Genomic DNA, 17,664 nt, shown 5'->3' on the forward strand with positions numbered 1-17,664 from the left:
AAGAAGAACGACCCTTCGACAGGCTCAGCACGAACGGGGTAGTATTGATCAGGCCGCCTTTGCCTCCGCGAAGCTCCGCGCGCCGGCGGAAATCTTCTCGATGGCTTCGGCGATATGGCTTTCCTCGATGACGAGGGGCGGCAGGATTCGCAGCACATTCTGCCCGGCCGATACCGTCAGCAGGCCATGATGATCACGCAGATGGCCAACAAAGCCACGCGCGTCATAACCGTCCTTCAGCTTGACCCCCAGCATCAGGCCCAGCCCACGCACATCCTCGAACATGTCGTCATGATTGGGGATAAGCTGTTCCAGCGCCGCGCGCAGGCGGGTGCCCATCGCGGTCACATGGTCCAGGAAACCGTCGGCCAGCACTTCCTCGATCACCGTCAGGCCCACCGCCATGGCCAGCGGATTGCCGCCATAGGTGGTGCCATGGGTGCCGAACACCATGCCCTTGGCCGCCTCTTCCGTGGCGAGGCAGGCACCCAGCGGGAAGCCCGCGCCGATCCCCTTGGCCACCGCCATGATGTCGGGCGTCACGCCATATTGTTCATGGGCAAAGAAGGTGCCGGTGCGGGCATAGCCGCACTGCACTTCATCCAGGATCAGCAACAGGCCATGCTCGTCGCACGCCTGGCGCAGGCCCTTGAGGAACGCCTGCGTCGCCGGCGTCACGCCGCCTTCGCCCTGCACCGGCTCCAGCAGGAAACCGGCGGTGTTGTCGTCGATCTGCGCCAGCGCGGCGTCCAGATCGTTGAACGGCACCACGGTAAAACCGGGCAGCAGCGGTTCGAACCCGTCGCGCATCTTGGGCTGGCTGGTGGCGGAGATCGTGCCCAGCGTCCGCCCGTGAAAGGCGTTGTCGAAGCTGATGATCTTGTGCCGGTGCGCCGCACCATTGGCATAATGATAGCGGCGCGCGGTCTTGATAGCACATTCCACCGCTTCGGCGCCCGAATTGGTGAAGAACACCGTGTCGGCGAACGTGTTGTCGACCAGCTTCTGCGCGAATTGCTCACCCAGCGGCATCCCGTACAGGTTCGACACATGCATCAGCGTCGCGGCCTGGTCGGCGATGGTCTTGACCAGCTTGGGATGACCATGGCCCAGCAGGTTGACCGCGATGCCGCTGGCGAAGTCGAGATAGCGCTCGCCGCGCTCGCCGATCAGGTAACAGCCCTCGCCTCGCACCGGACGCACATCGCACCGGGGGTAAACGGGCATGAGCGGCGTAATCGACATGGGCCTTCCCTTTCTGGACTGATGTAACATCGTCAGGTGCGCGGACTTGCGCGAAACGCAAAAAGGCGGTCCCCGCCGGGCCGCCCTTTGCGAGCACCGCCTATACAGACGGGCTTTTGGTCGCGCAACCCCGCCCGACGGACCGGGCGCAATCGCGCTTATTGTCCGATCTGGTTCCAGGCGTCGGCGATTTCCGCGATCATGGCGCGGGCCTGATCGACCGGCGCGGCGGACCGTTCCTTGGCCCCTACCAGCAGCAGCCGACGCGCTTCGCGGTAGATTTGCGCCAGGCCGACCGCGACATCGCCGCCCTTGTCATAATCCAGGCTCGATTCCAGCGCGAACAGGATCGACATGGCGCGGGCCTGCTTGTCGGACACCTTCATCCGGTCGCCCTGCCGTTCGGCCAGCGCCGCCGCCTCGAACGCCAGCAGCAGCTCGTCGAACAGGATCTTGACCAGCCCGTGCGGGGTGGCGCTTTCGGTACGGCTGCCGGAATGAACCGCTGCATAGCGCCGCGCCGCCGAACCACCTGCATAACCCTGATTGTAAAACATCGTGTTGCCCGTTCCCGATTAATTGTCGCTGTTGTTCCAGACCTTGATCTGCTGCTCCAGATAGCTTTGCGTCGCCTTGAGCGCGCTGAGGCGTGTTTCCATCGCCGCATATACCGACGTCAGATGCTGCTCATAATTGGTCATCTGATCGTCCAGCTTCTCAAGCTGCCTGGTAAATTCTTCCGCCTGCGCATCGTACAGCTTCTGCGCGGTCTTGATCGGACCGTCATCCTTCTCGATGCTGTCGCGCACGCTGTCCATCAGCTTGGACAGGCCGGGGCTGGTGGTGGTCGATGTCTTGGGGTTCACCATGTTGGTGATGCCTTCGGGATCCGCCTCCATCGCGGACGCCAGCCGGTCGGTGTCCAGGCTCAACGTGCCATCGCGATTGGTCGTGACGCCGATGTCGGCCAGCGTCCTGTAAGCGCCGGTCGAACCCAGTTCGGTCGATGTCAGCGTCGCCAGTTGCCGTTTCATGTCGCGCACGCCCGACACGCCGTTCAGCACGCCCGCACTGGACGAATCGCTGCCCGTCGCCGTTGCGGTGTTCAGCGCCTTCATCAGCGTGTTGTAGGCGTCGACAAATTCCTTCAGCAGGTCGGACAGGCCGGCCGTCGGCTGTGTCATGGACAGGTTGACGGTGGTGCCCGGCGACGCCTTGTTCAGGTCGATCCGCAGATAGGGGATCGCATCGTCGATCGAGTTGCCGGCATATTCATAAGCGACGCCATCCAGCGTGATCTGCGCATTCCGGGGATCGGACGTGCTAGTCATCGTGCCTGCGCTCGCCGTGCTCCAGGACAGGCCCGCAAGCGCGCTGCCGCCGTTGTCGGCCGTGGCGCTCAGGCTGAAATCATTGTCTGCGCCGGTTTCGCCCTTGAACACCAGCCGGGTGCCCTGCGCATCGGTCACGACCCGCGCGGTCACGCCGCTGCCCGACGCATTGACCGCCGCAGCCAGGCCCGCATAGCTGTTGTTGGTCGAATCGATCGTGACCGTTTTCGTCCCCGACGCGGTGGTGATCGTCAGGCTGCCGGTGCCGACCGCCGTGCTGCCGGTCGCGCCGGCCGTGGTGGTGGATGACAGGACACGGGCGGTGGCAAGCTGCTCCACCGTCAATTGCGCGGGCAGGCCGGCGGGGGTGCCGCCACTCAGCAGGCTGACCGACGCGATGCTGGCGTCGGCGCTGTTGGGGGTGCCGGTATAGTCGCTGCCCGACAGCACGCTGCTCAATGCATCGGCAAAGGTGTTGAGCGAACTGATCGCTGAAGCGAGGGCGGAAATGCGCGATGTGTTCAGGCTCTGGCGATCGGTGATCGCCATCTGCTTCGGCTCGCGCGTCGCACTGACCAGGCTGGCGACGAGCGCCGAGGTGTCGATCCCCGATCCCGCGCCGAGCGCTGTCAAGATGCTGCTGCCTACCTTCGTCATGCGCCGTCCTTTCGAGGGGGTAGAACGGCGGTAGCGACAAGATGTTTAGGAATGATTTTCATTTCGGGACATCGCCCGAAACGCCATGGAAATCAGTTGGCTGACGCCGCGATCTGTTCCACCGTCGCACGGGTCAGGTGCGCCTGTGCGGCATGCCCCCATGACGCTTTCTCGACGATCCGCCGGGCGACCGCCTCGGCATGTTCGACCGCCTCCTTGCTGGCTGGCGGCAATGGCACCAGCACGATCGGCCTGGGGATCATCGCCTGCACGGCGCTGGCCGCGTCAGCGACGCTCGTGGCGCCGGCATCCAGCTTGGCCAGGATTTCCGCGATGCGCGTGTGGACCTCGACATATTCGGCGACGCTGGCCAGGTCCTGGTCGACCGCCGCGACATCGCGCGGCGGCGCCGCCGCGCGCGAATCACGATCAGGCGCGTCGCTCGCGCGACTCGCCGACACCGGCTGCACCGCCTGCGCGGCCACAGGCGCGCGAACGACCGTCCGGTCGATCGGCGACAATTCCGCGCGGGATATATAGTCGTCCATGACGCACACCTTTCATGCGTCCCCGAAAACCCATTACGGCCGCGCGCGGCCAAAGTTTAATCCATGTCGCGATTTTTTTTGGGATGCCCTTCATCAAGATGCCCTTCATCAAGGCGCATCCGTCTCCGCCGTCAGAGCGGCTTGCCATCCGCATCGAAGCGCAGATCGTCGGGCACCGTGACGAAGGGCCGGTCGATCTCGCTCGCCATCCGGTTTTCGACCCGATAGACAAAGGCCAGCACGGTCGCGACCGCCATGAACAGCCCTTCATTGACCACCTGCCCGGCGCGCGAGGTGAAGTAGATGGCGCGCGCCAGTTCGGGATATTGCAGCACGGTGACGCCATTGCTGTCCGCCAGTTCGCGTATCGCCGCGGCGATCGCGTCGCATCCGCGCGCCACCACCACCGGCGCGCCGTCCTGCCCCGGCCGGTAACGCAGCGCGACCGCGAAATGGGTCGGGTTGGTCAGGATCACGGTCGCCTCCGCCACCGCCTTGCGGGTGGAGCCGCTCAGCACCTCGAACTGCCGGCGGCGGATATGCCCCTTGAGTTCGGGCGATCCTTCGCTTTCCTTGTTCTCGTCCTTGATATCCTGCTTGCTCATGCCCAGCCGCTTGGCGCGCTGGAACATCTGCGCCGGCACGTCGATGCCCGCGATCAGGAACAGCCCGCCCGCCATGGCAAGGCAGGTGAAGATGAAGATATGGCCCAGGTCCGCCATCGCCGGCGCGATCCCCGCCTTGCCCAGGCCGACAATCTCGGTCAGCCGATCCCAGATCAGCCACACGCCGATGCTGCCCAGCAACCCGACCTTGGCGATCGACTTGATCAGTTCGATCAGCCCCTGCATCCCGAAGATGCGCTTGATGCCCGACAGCGGATTGAGCTTTTCCGGCTTGGGCGCGAAGGCGCCGGGACGGAAGCCGAGCGAGCCGAGCAGCGCGGGCGCGGCGATCGCCGCGAGGAAGGTCGCCAGCATGACGCCCGCCACCGGCAGGGCGATCCCCTTGAGCAACGCCCAACCCCGATCCACCGGCGCGAAGTCAGCAATGTCGTCGCGCCGGAAGCGCAGCCCTTCGATCAGCATGGTCGACAGCGCATCGATCAGCGCGGGACCGATGACGGCGATGCATCCGATGCCCGCCATCACCACCAATGCCGTGCCCAGTTCGCGCGACTGGAGGATGTCGCCCTTCTTGGCGGCATCCTGCAATTTCTTCTGGGTCGGCTTTTCGGTCTTTTCGCCGCCCTCATTCCCGCCGGCCATGTCAGCGGCCCTCCGCAATGAAGCGCGATTGTTCCAGCCCCGCCTTGAGCGAGGCCGTGATGCCTTCGGCCATGACCGGCACGGCGACCGCCAGCAGCACCAGCCCCGCCATCATCGCGACCGGCATCCCCACCGCGAACAGGTTGAGCGCGGGGGCCGCGCGCGACAGCATCCCCATCACGATCTGGACCAGCACCAGCGCAAAGGCGACCGGCAGCGCCACGGTGACGCCCGCGCCCAGCAGCGACCCGCCAAATGCGATCAGGTGCCAGATCGCATCGTTGGACAGCAGCGCCCCGCCCGGCGGGATCGCGACATAGCTTTGCACGACAAAGCTGATCAGCAGCAGATGGCCGTCCATGCCCAGCAGCAGGAAGGTGGCGAGGATCGACAGGAAAGTGCCGACCACCTGGGTCGACTGGCCCGATGCCGGATCGACCATGGCGGCGAAATTGAGGCCCATGGCGTTGCCGATCGTCTCCCCCGCGACGAAGGCGGCGGCATAGCCGATCTGGACCGCGAACCCCATGGCCAGGCCCGCGAGCACTTCGCCCATCACCAGCATCACGCCTTCGAAACTGGCGATGCCATCCTGGGGCAACTGGATCGTCACGCTGTTGAGCGCCGCGACGCCCAGCGCCAGCGACAGGATCAGGCGCAACTGCAACGGCACGCCGGGCGCGCCGAACACGGGCGCGGCGATGAAGGCCGCGCCGGGCCGGATCATGGCGATCAGCCAGATCCACAACTGCGTTTCGACGCCGGTGAAACCGGGCGCGATCATGACGCCGCCCCTGTCCCGTCACGGCGCAGCAACGGCCCCGTCATTGCAGCAGGTCCGGGATACGCTCGAAGATTTCGCGGGTGAAATCGGCGATCAGCACCATGATCGATCCGCCGAACAGCACCAGCATCCCGCCCACCACCAGAATCTTGGGAATGAAGCTCAACGTCTGTTCGTTAATCGATGTCGCCGCCTGCACCATGCCGATGATCAGGCCCGCGATCAGCGCCGGGATCAGGATGGGCGCGGCCGCCAGCGCCGTGATCCACAGCGCCTGCTGGGCCAGTCCCATGAAGAAATCGGCGTTTTCCATGCGCTCTACCGCATCAGGCCCAGGGCGAACGGACGCAGGGGCCGCATCATGTCGCGAACGATCCCGCCAGCGACCCCATGGTCAGCGCCCAGCCATCCACCAGCACGAACAGCAGCAGCTTGAACGGCATCGATATGATCGTGGGCGACAGCATCATCATGCCCAGCGCCATCAGCGTGGACGCGACCACCAGGTCGATGATCAGGAAAGGCAGGAAGATCATGAAGCCGATCTGGAACGCGGTCTTGAGTTCGCTGGTCACGAACGCCGGCAACAGGATCGAGAAGGGAATATCGTCAGGCGTGCGGAAGGCCGGCGCCTTGGCCAGGCTCTGGAACAGCTTCAGGTCGCTTTCGCGGGTCTGCCTGGTCATGAATCCGTGCAGCACCTTGCCCGACCGGCCGACCGCCTCCTCGATGCTGATCTGCCCTTTGCCATAGGGGTCGAACGCCTGGGCATTGATCGCGTCGATCGCCGGGCGCATCACGAACAGCGACAGGAACAGGGCAAGGCCAACCAGCACCTGGTTGGGCGGCGTCTGTTGCAGGCCCAGCGCCTGGCGCAGCAGCGACAGGACGATGATGATGCGGGTGAAGCTGGTCATCATGAGCACGAGCGACGGCAACACCGTCAGCAGGCTCATCAGGATCAGGATTTGCAGGGACAGCGACATGGAGCGGCCGTCACCCGAAATCTGGCCCATCGCCCGGCTCAGCGCGCCGCCATTGTCGACCGGCGCGGCGGGCGCGGCCTGGGCAAAGGCGGGGATGGTGAAGATCAACGTCAGCACAACAACCAGCGTCATCCCCGCGAAGGCGGAGATCCATCTCCCTGCCTTCGCGGGGATGACGATGTTTCGGGAATCAGCGCAGGCGGACATGGTCGCCTTCCGCGATCTTCTCGATCCGGCCGCGCGTCACCGCCACCAATATCTTCCTGCCCTCGAACTCGACCACGGCCAGCTTGCCGAATGCGCCCATCGGCAACGCTTCGAGCAGCTTGAGCGAGCGTTCCCCCTGCCCCGCCATCATGCCGGGCTGATATTTGCGCCACAGCCACAGCGCGCCAAAGGCCATGCCACCCACCAGCGGCAGCAGGATCAGCAGTTTGACGAAATACCAGAACATGAAATGGCCTGCCCGCAGCTATGGTTAACAGCGCCTGCGATCCGCAGTTTCGCGACCGAAGGCAAGCGCAAAATCAAACCGGGCGCGTCATCCGCGCCGTTCGATCCCGGCCAGGCGGTTTTCGGTCGCGGCAATGTCGATGATGCGAATGCCATAACGGCCGTTCACCGTCACCACCTCGCCCTTGGCGATCAGCGCGCCATTGACCATGATGTCCAGCAGGTCGTCCGCCTGCCGGTCCAGTTCGACGATGCTGCCTTCGGCCAGGTCCATCACTTCGGCCAGGCGCAGCGACGTGGACCCGACCTCCACCGACATGCGGACCGGAATGTCGGCCAGCAGCTTGAACTGGCGATTATTGGTCATCCGGCTGACCGGATCATCGGCCCGTTCCATCCGGGGGGCTTCGCTCATGTCGCTCATTGATCGGGTTCCTGTGCAAGCTTTTCAATCTGGAAGGCGGCGCGGCCGTCCTGTTCACCGATCGTGCCATGGGCGACGATGCGGTTTCCGACGATCAACGGCAGCGATCGGCCGATGGTCACGGGAATGACGTCGCCGACCTTGAGTTGCATCAGGTCGGCCAGGGAAAGGTTGGGGCGCGCCAGCACGGTGCGCGCGGGCATGCGGATGTCGCGCATCCGGCGGGCGATGCGCGCCTGCCAGACAGGATCGCGATGCTCCTCGTCAGTGGGGATATTGGCGCCGGTCAGCGCCTCGACCGCGCGCAGCGCAGACAGCGGGAACAGCAGGTCGATGGGCCATTCCTGCTCGCGGGTCAGCGACACGGTGAAACGTTGCAGCACCATCTGGTCGCCAGGCTGGGCGGCGGCGGCATAGCCGACCGCGCTCTCGCGCAGGATCAGCGCCTGCTCCAGCGGCAATATATCGGTCCAGGTTTCGATCAGGCGCGCCGTGATGGTGTCGGCCAGGCGGGCGATCAGCCGGTCCTCGGTCGGTGTGAATTCGGACCGCGCGGGCAAGGGGCGGTTGCCGATGCCGCCATAAAAACAATCGACCAGGGTAGATATCATCGCCGCGTCCATGCGCAGCAGCATCTGCCCCTTCAAGGGCAGCAGGCGATAGATGGACAGGCTGCAAAAGGCCGGAACGTCGGCCGACCATGTGCCAAAGTCCAGCACGCACGTCTCCTGCGCGGTGACAAGCGGACGCACGCCGGCGATCGGCTCGATCAGGGCGCGAATACGCCGGCCCAGCTTTTCGCCCAGCCGGTCCAGGCCCGACAACATGATCGGCGCCTGTGTTTCCCCGCGCCCGAAGGCGTAGGTCTGTACCTCGGTCATCTTGGCCCCCTGCCCGTATCGGATCAGGGGACGTCCCGATCCCTTTCAGGCAGGACCATAAATAACGAAAATGGTAAAATTCCGGTTAAATCAGGTGCAGCCGGGGCCGCGTCACTGGATCACGAAATTCGTGAAATAGACATTGTCGACGCCGCCATAGCCGGTTTTCTGCTTCAATATGTCGTTGACGATGTCACGGATCTTTTTCTGCAAAATCTGCTTGCCCTTGGGCGTGTCGAGCATTTCCTGCGGCTGCTGCGCCAGCATCATCAGCACCTGGCTGCGGACCGGCATCTCATGCTGCTTGATCGCGGCGATGACGCGATAGTCATAATAGGTCGACACGGCGATGGTGATCTGGGCGAAGGCGTCGGTGTCCGACATGTTCGACGTGAAGGGCGCCTGAAGCTGGAAATAGGTCGCCTGATAGGCAGCCGGATTGGCCGGCGCCGGCAGGTCGATGCCATGGCCCGGCGCATGGCCGGCCGACGCGACATGATCGCCGCCGGCGGCATGGCCACCACCTGCGCCACCGGCTTCGCCGGCCCAGCCATGGGCGGTGGCGACCGCCTGCGCGTCCTCACCGGCCAGCACCAGAACGGGCTTGTTGGGGTCCTCCTTAGGCCCTTCGGCCTTGGCGTTGAAGAAGCCGGCGGCATAGAGCCCGCCTGCCGCCCCCGCCCCGCCCAGCACGACGCCGACGACCAGCAGCAGGATCATCTTCATGCCCCCGCCTTTCTTCTTCTTGGCCTTCGGCTCGTCGCTCATAATTTTTGTCCCCTAGGCAAAGCGGCGGTCACGCATAGCGCGCGCGCGGCAGGTCGGCGCCTGCGTCGCCGGTCTGTTCATGGTTAAGAACGGCCGCGTCGCCGCTTCCTTTATGGACCGGGGCGATATTTTCACGCGCCTGCCCGCGCCCGCGCATCTGCGACTGGGCGGACGACTGGCCCATGCCCTGCCCAGCAGCATGACCTTGGCCCGCCGCCTGGCCCTGTTGCTGCGCACCGCTCTGGTTGCCGGCGGTGTCGGGCCGGGCGGCTTCGGCAATCTGCGGCGCACGCTCCACCTTCACCTCGCTGATCCGCACCGCCGACAGGCCCGCGTCTAGCTTCAGCCGGTCACTGTCCTGCCGCAGCGCCTGTTCGGCAGCTTCGGTCAGGACGGTCAGGCTGACGGCCGCACCCTCCGCCCCCTGGCGAATGTCGACCTGCACCTGCCCCAGTTGATCCGTGTTGATCTGGAACCGCCCCTGCGCGCCCCGCGCCGACAGCCCCGCAATGTCGCGGGCCAGCCCGTCGAGCCACTGGCCCGACACGCCCATGTCGACCATCCGGTCGCCCAGGCTGGCGGACAGGTCCACGGTCGGCAGCGCCGCGCCACCCTGCACACTGGTCTGCGCACCGCCCTGCTGTGACGGGGCGGGCGCGATCATGGTCGATGACGAGCCGGTCGCCTGGCCGGCATCCGCCGTCCCATCCGGGACCGAAGCGACCGGGTCGTCGGCCGGGGATCCGTCCCCACCTTGTCCCGCAACCCCGCGCATATGATCACGCACCAGTTGCAGCAAGGCCGCCGCCTCCGCCGTGGCCGGCGCGCCAGTCCCCGGCAGGACCGGCTGCGACGCGGGCGCATGTGTCGCCCCGGTTGCCGGATCGGTGGCGGCGACGCCATCTGTCGCGATCCTGTCCGTCTCCACGGCCGTACTCGTTGGCGCAGGCTGCGACGGGACGATCATGACAGGCGGCTGTACCGGGTCGGCCGCATCCGCCACGGTTTGATCATCGCGATCAGGCTCATCCCCGTCACCGGGCGCTTCTGTACCAGTCTGCTCCGTCGCGCCGGCTTTGCCTGACGCTATGGCATCGCTTGCAGCGGTCGGCTGGACAGGCTTGCCGCCCTGTGCCCGGACCGGGCCTGTTTCTTCGGGCGCAGGCGCTTTGCCAACAACCGGCGCACCGCCATCGGCGCGCTGGACCGCATCGGCACGGACGGCATCGGCACGGACGGCAGGCGCCGCGCCGGACGGTCCGGCCCCCTCCGGCGCCGGATCGGCATTGGCCGCCTGCATCGCTTCGGCAAAACCGGCCGTCTCTTCCGCCGACGCCTGCCCGCTTTTGCCTGCGGCAGGCGGGGCATTGGGCGCAACGACCGCTGTAACGCCGTGCAGCATGGTCATGGTCACACGTCCCCCGTCCGTTGCATCCGGCGATAGCGCGGCAGCGCCGCCAGTCTGTTTTCGCGCCATTCCTCCAGGTTCGCGCGGGCGCGTTCCTTCAGGCGGCTGGCGATTTCCTTCTCGCGATTGGCGGCCAGCGTCAGCCCCTCCTGCGCCTCCACCTTGCGGTTCGCGTCATAGAGCGCGCCGTCGAGCTGGCGACTGGCCTGTTCCAGCCGGGTCGCCAGTTCCTGCATGGCGGCGAAGGACGCGCCGGTGGCCATCCCTTGCGTTTCGAACAATTCGCGGCGCACCTTGCTCAACCGCTCGATATTATGGGCGATGCCCGCCGCTTCGTCGCGGGCACGCGCTGTTTCGGCGACCGCCATCGCATGTTGGACATGGCGCACGCGCAAGACGCGCTGCCGGCGGCCGACCAGCCCCTTCACGCGCCAAAGCCCGCGACCAGCGCGGCGGCGCTGGTGCCAAGGTCGATGCGGCTCTTCTGGTCCTGCCGGATGAAGTCGAGGATGTCCTGCCGACGCCGAACCGCTTCATCGATGACCGGGTCATTGCCGGGGCGGTAGGCGCCCATCAGGATGAGGTCACGATTTTCCTCATAGGCGGCCCAGAGGCGTCGATAGCCGGCGGCGGCGGCGCGATGGTCGTCATCCACCACATCGGCCATCACGCGCGACAGCGACTTGCCGATGTCGATGGCGGGAAAGATCGCCTGTTCCGACAGATGGCGCGACAACACGAAATGGCCGTCCACGATGGCGCGGGCGGCGTCCACGATCGGATCGTCGGTGTCGTCGCCATCGGCCAGCACGGTGTAGAGCGCGGTGATCGATCCGCCGGTGCGGCTGTCCACCCCGGCCCGCTCGACCAGGCGCGGGATCAGCGCCAGGGCGGAGGGCGGATAGCCCTTCATCGCGGGCGGTTCGCCCAGCGCCAGGCCGATTTCGCGCTGCGCATGGGCGCAGCGGGTCAGGCTGTCGATCAGCAGCAGCACCTTCTTGCCCCGCGCGCGGAAATATTCGGCGATAGCGGTGGCGCGGGCGGCAGCGCGCAGGCGCAGTACCGGGGGATGATCGGCGGGGACGGCGACGACGACGCTCTTGTGCATCATGTGCTTCAATTTGGTTTCCAGGAAGTCGCTGACTTCGCGGCCCCGTTCGCCGATCAGGCCGACGACGACGATGTCGGCTTCCGCCCCGGCGATCATCTGGCCCATCAGCACCGATTTGCCGACGCCGGACCCGGCGATGATGGCAATGCGCTGGCCGCGCCCGGCGGTCAGCAACGCATTGACGGCGCGGACGCCGAGGTCGAACGGTTCGGTCACGCGCCCGCGATCAAGCACATTGCCCTTCACCCCGTTCAAAGGCCAGGTGCCCCCGGCGATGATCGGTCCCTTGCGGTCGAGCGGCTGGCCCATCGCGTCGATGACCCGGCCGATCAGCCCGTCGCCGACCTGCACCATGTTCGCCTGGCTGTCCGGCTCGACCCGGATGCCGCTTTCCAGCGGCGCATCAGCGTCCAGCGGCACCAGCAGCGTGCGGTCGCCGCGAAAGCCGACCACTTCGGCGCGGCACACCGATCCGTCGCTCGCCAGCACCCGCGCCCCGGACCCGATCGGGCGGCGAAAGCCGGTGACTTCCAGCATGCCCGCATCATGGCTGACCAGGCGGCCGACATGGCGCGGCGCACGATTTTGCACCTGCAGGTGATCGAACAGGCTTTCGGCCTGCGCCAGCGCGGCGCGGATCATGCCTTGCCTTCCATATCGTCCATCAGCGCGCGCAGGCGGGCAAGCCGCACGTCCGGGCCATCCTCGACCCAGCCATCGGCGGTTTCCAGCCGCACGCAGCCACGCTGCATCGTCTTGTCGGCGATCATCGCGACGCCGATCGCCTCGTCCTTCAGCAGCGCGGCATCATCGGGATGCAGATGCAGCGCGCTCTTGTCCTGATTGCTTTCGATGAAGGCGGCCACGGTGTCGCAGCGCTGGACCAGCCGTTCCATGTCGATCTCGACCTCGCCGACAATCTGCTCGACCAGCCGCACGACCGTGGCCGACAACATGGTGGACAGCATCCCGCTCGGTGCGGGGGCCAGCAGTTCCAGCGCCTGGGCCAGCCGTTCACCGGCCTGCGCATCGGCCGCGGCCGCTTCGGCGGTGACACGGCAGCCTTCATCAAAGCCCAGCGTGAACGCCTCGATCCGGGCTTCCTCGACCGGATCGGCTTCCGGTTCGTCCGCGACCGCACGCATCGTCGCGGTCTGCTGGCCCGCAGGCGCGGTGTAGAGGCTGCGAAAACCACCCGTGTCGGCCGGACGGAAACCGGCGACCGTCACCGGCGCGAAATCCTGCACCGCTTCGGCACCCCATATCTTAGACAAAGTCATTGCCCTTTCCGCCGAGCATGATGGTGCCGGCGTCGGCCATGCGGCGCGCGGTGGCGATGATCAGCTTCTGCGCGTCGATCACTTCGGCCAGACGGATGGGACCGCGCTCCTCGATCTCGTCGGCGATCGCCTGGGCCGCGCGGGCCGACATGCAACTGAAAATCTTGCCCTTGAGCATGTCGTTGACGCCCTTGAGCGCCACGACCAGCACCTGGCTGTCGACGGTCCGCATCAGCGTGCCCAAATTCTTGTCGTCCATGTCGATCAGGTTGTCGAAGACGAACATCTCCTCCTCGATCGTCTGCGCGATCATCTTGTCGCGCTTGGCCACCGCCTTCATGATCCGCTGTTCATTATCCTTGCGGACATTGTTCATGATCGCGGCCGCCTCGATCGTGCCGCCGCGCTGCGACGCCGCGCCCTGCTTGCTCATCGGACCGCGCAGCAGCAACTGCTCCAGATCCTCCAGCGCCTCGTTCGACACCGGGCCAAGCGTGGCGATGCGATAGACGATCTCTTCCTGATATTCGGACGGCAGCAATTGCAGCACATCGGCAGCGACCGGCGCTTCCAGATGGGCCAGCACGATCGCCATGATCTGCGGATGCTCCGCCTCGATCAAAACCGCGATTTCCTTGGCATCCATCCATTTGAGCATTTCAAGCTGGGTGGACCGGGTCGGCGGGGTGATCCGCGCCAATATGGTTTCCGCGCGTTCCTCGCCCAGCGCCTTGGTCATCGCGCCGCGGATATGCCGGGTCGCGCCATAGCCGATGGTGGTGCGCTTCTTCGCCTTGGTGACGAAATGGTCGAGCGCCTCGTTGACTTCTTCCGGGTCGACATCCTGCACGTCATACATGGCATAGCCAAGCTGGCGCACTTCGTCGGGTTCCAGGCGCGACAGGATCTGCGCGGCTTCATCCTCGTTGAACAGCATCAGCAGGACGGCGGCGGCGGCGCTGCCCTTGAGCGCTTCGGGACGGCCGGGGACGATCTCAGGCATTTTCCTTTTCCTTCTTGCCGTCACGCAGCAGGTCGCGGACGACCAGCGCGGCCCGGTCCGGGTCCTGCTTCACGAAATTGCGGATCAGATCGGCGCGCTGTGCATAGTCGTAAGTGGACGAAATCATGTCGAGCGTCACTTTCGGTTCGGCCCCGTCCGGCGTCAGGACGGCGGCCTGCTTGGTCAGTTCGCTCGAAATCTCGCGACCGATACGCTGGCCGGTTTCGGCGCTGGCGGCATCGGTCATGGCGTTGGCGGCGGGCGCGGCAGCGGCACGGCGCTTGAGCAACGGACGGCCGATGCCGAATATGACCAGCAGCGCGACCAGCAGCGCCGATGCATTGCGCACCAGCGGCGCCATCCAGTCGGCTTCATACCAGGGGACGACGACCTCCGTCGGCTTGGCGAAGCTGCGCGACGACAGGGCGACCACGTCGCCACGCGCCTGGTCGAAACCGACCGCACCCTTGACCAGCGCCTCCAGCGCGGCGATTTCCTGCGCGCTGCGCGGCTTGCCATCGGCGCCATTGTCGAGCGCGACCGCCACCGACAGCCGCTTGACGGTGCCGATCGCATCCTTGGTGACGGACACTTCACGACCCAGTTCAAAGCTGCGGTTGAAGGTTTCTTCGGTTTTCATCGGCGGCAGGCCCGGCGTGGCGGGCGTCTGCTGCGCCCCGTCCGCCGTCTGACCCTGCGCCACCGCCTGGCCGTTGGGATTGGTCTGGGTGACGGTCGGGTTGACCGGCGCCTGGTTGCTGAGCGCGCCGGGGATGCCGGTCGCTTCGCCCGCCTTCTGGCCGCGCTCGTCGGACGACCAGCTTCCCTGTTCGACGCGCAGCCGGGCTTCATCCTGCGGATAGGTTTCGCGGGTCGCCTGCCGTTCGGCGAAGTTGAGTTCGGTATGCACCTCGGTCGAAAAATTGCCCGCGCCCAGAATAGGGGTCAGCAGCGCGATCACCGACTGGCGATAGCGATCCTCCATCCGGGTCTGGATCGCGATCTGGCGATCGTCACCCGCATTGCCGTCATTATTGCTGAGCAGCCGGCCATTCTGGTCGACCACCGAAATATCCTCCGGGTTCAGTTCCGGGACGGACGATGCGACGAGATGGACGATGGCGCTCACCTGCGCGTCGGTCAGCGACCGGCCCTGCGCCAGACGCAGCATCACCGAAGCGGACGGCTTGGTCCGGTCGCGCAGGAATACGCTGGGCGCTTCCACCGCCAGATGGACCTTGGCCGTTTCCACGCTGTCGATCGCCTCGATCGTGCGGGCCAGGTCGGTTTCGCGGGCCGACCGCAATTTTTCGTTCTCGACCGCGCGCGATGCGCCCATCGGCAGGCTGTCGATCATGCTGTTGCCGTCGGGCGCGCTCTTGGGCAGGCCCTGGGCGGCGAGCATCATCTTGGCCTTGAAATAGTCGCCCTCGCCCACCGTCATCGCGCCGGCGCTGTCGAAATCATATTGGATCCCGCTCTGGTCCAGCACCTGGGCGACGGCCGACTTGTCGGCGTCGGGCAGGCCGCGGAACAGGTCGCGCTGCGGCGGTTCGCGCAGCGCGAGCCAGGCTGCGCCCGCCACCGCGACGGTGCCGATCAGGCCGAGCAGCGGCAGGCTCTTGGCCACGGCGGGCTGCTTGATGAAGCCGGAAAGGCGCGCCTTGAGCGCGTCGACCCCCTTGGCCCCGCCCGCGAAGGACGAACCGGCGGGGAGCGCAGGCGCCGAAGCGCCGATGTTGGTGCTGAGTGCGTTCTCGCTCATGGTTTAGACCGGCATGCTCATGATGTCCTTGTAGGCGGACAGGAGTTTGTTGCGGACTTGCAGGGTCGCCTCGAAACTGACCGACGCCTGCTGCTTGGCCAGCATGACGGCGGCGATGTCCGTGGTTTCCCCGCGCTCGAACGCGGCGGCGGCTTCACCGGCCTGGTTTTGCAGGCCGTTGACTTGGTTCAATGCGCTGTTGAGCGCCTCTGTAAAACCACCGGGCGGGGTGCCCTGGGTTGCGCCCGCGCCGGTCGCCCCGCCGGCATTGCCGGTCTGGGCAACGTCGCGCAACGCGGCGTTCTTTTGCAGGATGGCGTTGCGGATCGCCATCACGCTGTCGGTGGGGGAAATGCCGGTCATGTCCTAGCCTCCCTTCAAGCCGCCGCCAGCTCGCGCATTTCGGCGAGCCGATAGCGCAGCGTGCGTTCGGAAATGCCCAGCTTACGGGCGGCGGCGGCGCGATGGCCGTCCGTCTCGCGCAGGGCGGTGCGGATCGCCTCCAGCTTGGAATGGCGGGCAACGTCGCGCAGGCGGATCGGTTCGACCGGGATGGATGCCGGCGCCACGATCGGTGCCGCCGTGCGCAGCGGCTGCGGCGCGAAACCCATGTGCAGGTCGCCCGCCTCGATCCGATCGCCGTCGCGCAGCACCAGCGCGCGCTGCAACACATTGCCCAGTTCGCGGGCATTGCCCGGCCAGGCGTGACCGGCCAGCTTGTCGAGCGCGGCGGCGGTCGGCCAGACGAAGCCGGCCTTGCCCATGTCCTGCTGGCGCAGCAGCATGGCGGCGGCGATCGCGGCGATGTCGCCCCGGCGCTCGGCCAGCGGGCGCAGTTCCAGCGCCATGACGTTGAGCCGCCAGTACAGATCTTCGCGGAAGCGGCCGGCGGCGACTTCCTCGGCCAGGTTGCGGTTGCAGGCGGCGACGACGCGGACATTGACCGGCACCGGATGGGTCGCGCCCACCGGCAACACTTCCCCTTCCTGAAGCGCGCGCAGCAGCTTGGCCTGAAGCGCCAGCGGCAGTTCGGCGATTTCGTCGAGCAGCAGCGTACCGCCATCAGCCGCCAGGAACAGCCCTTCCGATGCATTGGCCGCGCCGGTGAAGCTGCCCTTGCGGTGGCCGAACAGCATCGCTTCCATCATGGTTTCGGGCAGCGCGGCGCAGTTGACGGCGATGAAGTCATGACCGGCGCGGCCGGACTGGGCGTGCAGGAAACGCGCCATGCCCTCCTTGCCGGTGCCGGTGTCGCCCTGGATCAGGACGGTGGCGTCGCTGCGGGAGACGCGGCTGGCCATCGTCATCAACCGGGCGCTGGCGCCGTCGCCGACCGCCGGGACGCAAGCCGGGCGCGCCAGTTCGGCGATCAGCGCAAAGGCAAAGCCCATGTCGGCCATGCCGAAGGCGACACGCGCCGGCAGGCCGTTGGCGGCCGCGACCAGCGACGGCGCGCCGTCGGTCAGGGTGATCAGGATGTCGCGATGGGTGGCGTGACCGATCTCGGTCGCCAGCAGCACGCGGCGGCTGTCCCGCAGGCCGTCCTTGTCACGCGGGCTGGCCGCGTCGACGATACGGACGACATAGAGCGCATTTTCGAGCCAGTGCTGCAACCCAGGAACGAGCGCACAGACGCCACGGCTCACGTCAAGTGATGACATGAACGAAACCCCATATTCTGGCTGGCCTGCACCCCCGTGCACCCCTGCCCCTTCGATGGTTAATGAATAACGCCACTGTGGTTATCAGATG

General features: G+C 66.2%; 20 protein-coding genes. All 20 read right to left on the reverse strand.

Annotation, left to right across the window (positions count from 1 at the left end):
- Positions 1-48: 48 nt before the first annotated feature.
- The gene (locus Q4610_RS03325; RefSeq protein WP_304534573.1) at positions 49-1,245 is read right to left on the reverse strand and encodes an aspartate aminotransferase family protein; all 1,197 of its coding nucleotides are present in this window, start codon (positions 1,243-1,245) and stop codon (positions 49-51) included.
- 158 nt (positions 1,246-1,403) lie between these two features.
- On the reverse strand, positions 1,404-1,802 hold the full coding sequence (locus tag Q4610_RS03330) for a flagellar export chaperone FliS (protein ID WP_304534574.1): 399 nt from the start codon (positions 1,800-1,802) through the stop codon (positions 1,404-1,406).
- A gap of 18 nt (positions 1,803-1,820) precedes the next feature.
- On the reverse strand, positions 1,821-3,233 hold the full coding sequence (fliD, locus tag Q4610_RS03335) for a flagellar filament capping protein FliD (protein WP_304534575.1): 1,413 nt from the start codon (positions 3,231-3,233) through the stop codon (positions 1,821-1,823).
- 92 nt (positions 3,234-3,325) lie between these two features.
- Positions 3,326-3,781 carry a hypothetical protein gene (locus Q4610_RS03340; protein ID WP_304534576.1) on the reverse strand — a complete coding sequence of 152 codons (456 nt, stop codon included), beginning with the start codon at positions 3,779-3,781 and terminating at the stop codon, positions 3,326-3,328.
- A 131-nt stretch (positions 3,782-3,912) separates the two neighbouring features.
- The gene (locus Q4610_RS03345) at positions 3,913-5,049 is read right to left on the reverse strand and encodes an EscU/YscU/HrcU family type III secretion system export apparatus switch protein (protein WP_304534577.1); all 1,137 of its coding nucleotides are present in this window, start codon (positions 5,047-5,049) and stop codon (positions 3,913-3,915) included.
- Between the two features lies 1 nt (position 5,050).
- Positions 5,051-5,833 (reverse strand): flagellar biosynthetic protein FliR, encoded by a 783-nt coding sequence (fliR, locus tag Q4610_RS03350; RefSeq protein ID WP_304534578.1) that lies wholly within the window; start codon positions 5,831-5,833, stop codon positions 5,051-5,053.
- A 40-nt stretch (positions 5,834-5,873) separates the two neighbouring features.
- On the reverse strand, positions 5,874-6,146 hold the full coding sequence (fliQ, locus tag Q4610_RS03355; RefSeq protein ID WP_304534579.1) for a flagellar biosynthesis protein FliQ: 273 nt from the start codon (positions 6,144-6,146) through the stop codon (positions 5,874-5,876).
- A 46-nt stretch (positions 6,147-6,192) separates the two neighbouring features.
- Positions 6,193-6,951, reverse strand: coding sequence for a flagellar type III secretion system pore protein FliP (gene fliP, locus Q4610_RS03360; RefSeq protein WP_304534580.1), 759 nt, complete (start codon positions 6,949-6,951; stop codon positions 6,193-6,195).
- 58 nt (positions 6,952-7,009) lie between these two features.
- Positions 7,010-7,273, reverse strand: coding sequence for a FliO/MopB family protein (locus Q4610_RS03365; protein WP_304534581.1), 264 nt, complete (start codon positions 7,271-7,273; stop codon positions 7,010-7,012).
- An 87-nt stretch (positions 7,274-7,360) separates the two neighbouring features.
- Complete coding sequence (gene fliN / locus Q4610_RS03370) at positions 7,361-7,696, reverse strand: flagellar motor switch protein FliN (protein ID WP_304534582.1); 336 nt, start codon at positions 7,694-7,696, stop codon at positions 7,361-7,363.
- Positions 7,693-8,577, reverse strand: a complete 885-nt coding sequence (locus Q4610_RS03375) for a flagellar motor switch protein FliM (RefSeq protein WP_304534583.1) — start codon at positions 8,575-8,577, stop codon at positions 7,693-7,695. Before Q4610_RS03375 ends, fliN begins: the two co-directional genes overlap by 4 nt.
- Before the next feature lie 111 nt (positions 8,578-8,688).
- A complete protein-coding gene (locus tag Q4610_RS03380) occupies positions 8,689-9,345 on the reverse strand; it encodes a flagellar basal body-associated FliL family protein (protein ID WP_304534584.1) in 657 nt (218 codons plus the stop codon).
- Positions 9,346-9,373: 28 nt separating this feature from the next.
- Complete coding sequence (locus Q4610_RS03385) at positions 9,374-10,753, reverse strand: flagellar hook-length control protein FliK (RefSeq protein WP_304534585.1); 1,380 nt, start codon at positions 10,751-10,753, stop codon at positions 9,374-9,376.
- Positions 10,754-10,755: 2 nt separating this feature from the next.
- Positions 10,756-11,181, reverse strand: coding sequence for a hypothetical protein (locus Q4610_RS03390; protein ID WP_304534586.1), 426 nt, complete (start codon positions 11,179-11,181; stop codon positions 10,756-10,758).
- Positions 11,178-12,506 carry a FliI/YscN family ATPase gene (locus Q4610_RS03395; RefSeq protein ID WP_304534587.1) on the reverse strand — a complete coding sequence of 443 codons (1,329 nt, stop codon included), beginning with the start codon at positions 12,504-12,506 and terminating at the stop codon, positions 11,178-11,180. Before Q4610_RS03395 ends, Q4610_RS03390 begins: the two co-directional genes overlap by 4 nt.
- Positions 12,503-13,144 (reverse strand): FliH/SctL family protein, encoded by a 642-nt coding sequence (locus Q4610_RS03400; RefSeq protein WP_304534588.1) that lies wholly within the window; start codon positions 13,142-13,144, stop codon positions 12,503-12,505. Before Q4610_RS03400 ends, Q4610_RS03395 begins: the two co-directional genes overlap by 4 nt.
- The gene (fliG, locus tag Q4610_RS03405; RefSeq protein ID WP_304534589.1) at positions 13,131-14,147 is read right to left on the reverse strand and encodes a flagellar motor switch protein FliG; all 1,017 of its coding nucleotides are present in this window, start codon (positions 14,145-14,147) and stop codon (positions 13,131-13,133) included. The genes Q4610_RS03400 and fliG overlap by 14 nt, the downstream gene beginning before the upstream one ends.
- Positions 14,140-15,912 carry a flagellar basal-body MS-ring/collar protein FliF gene (gene fliF, locus Q4610_RS03410; protein ID WP_304534590.1) on the reverse strand — a complete coding sequence of 591 codons (1,773 nt, stop codon included), beginning with the start codon at positions 15,910-15,912 and terminating at the stop codon, positions 14,140-14,142. Before fliF ends, fliG begins: the two co-directional genes overlap by 8 nt.
- A 3-nt stretch (positions 15,913-15,915) precedes the next feature.
- The gene (gene fliE / locus Q4610_RS03415) at positions 15,916-16,275 is read right to left on the reverse strand and encodes a flagellar hook-basal body complex protein FliE (protein WP_304534591.1); all 360 of its coding nucleotides are present in this window, start codon (positions 16,273-16,275) and stop codon (positions 15,916-15,918) included.
- Between the two features lie 14 nt (positions 16,276-16,289).
- Positions 16,290-17,573, reverse strand: coding sequence for a sigma 54-interacting transcriptional regulator (locus Q4610_RS03420; protein WP_304534592.1), 1,284 nt, complete (start codon positions 17,571-17,573; stop codon positions 16,290-16,292).
- Positions 17,574-17,664 lie beyond the last annotated feature (91 nt).

This window comes from Sphingobium cyanobacteriorum (assembly GCF_030580935.1).
In the GTDB taxonomy this organism is placed as follows: domain Bacteria; phylum Pseudomonadota; class Alphaproteobacteria; order Sphingomonadales; family Sphingomonadaceae; genus Sphingobium; species Sphingobium cyanobacteriorum.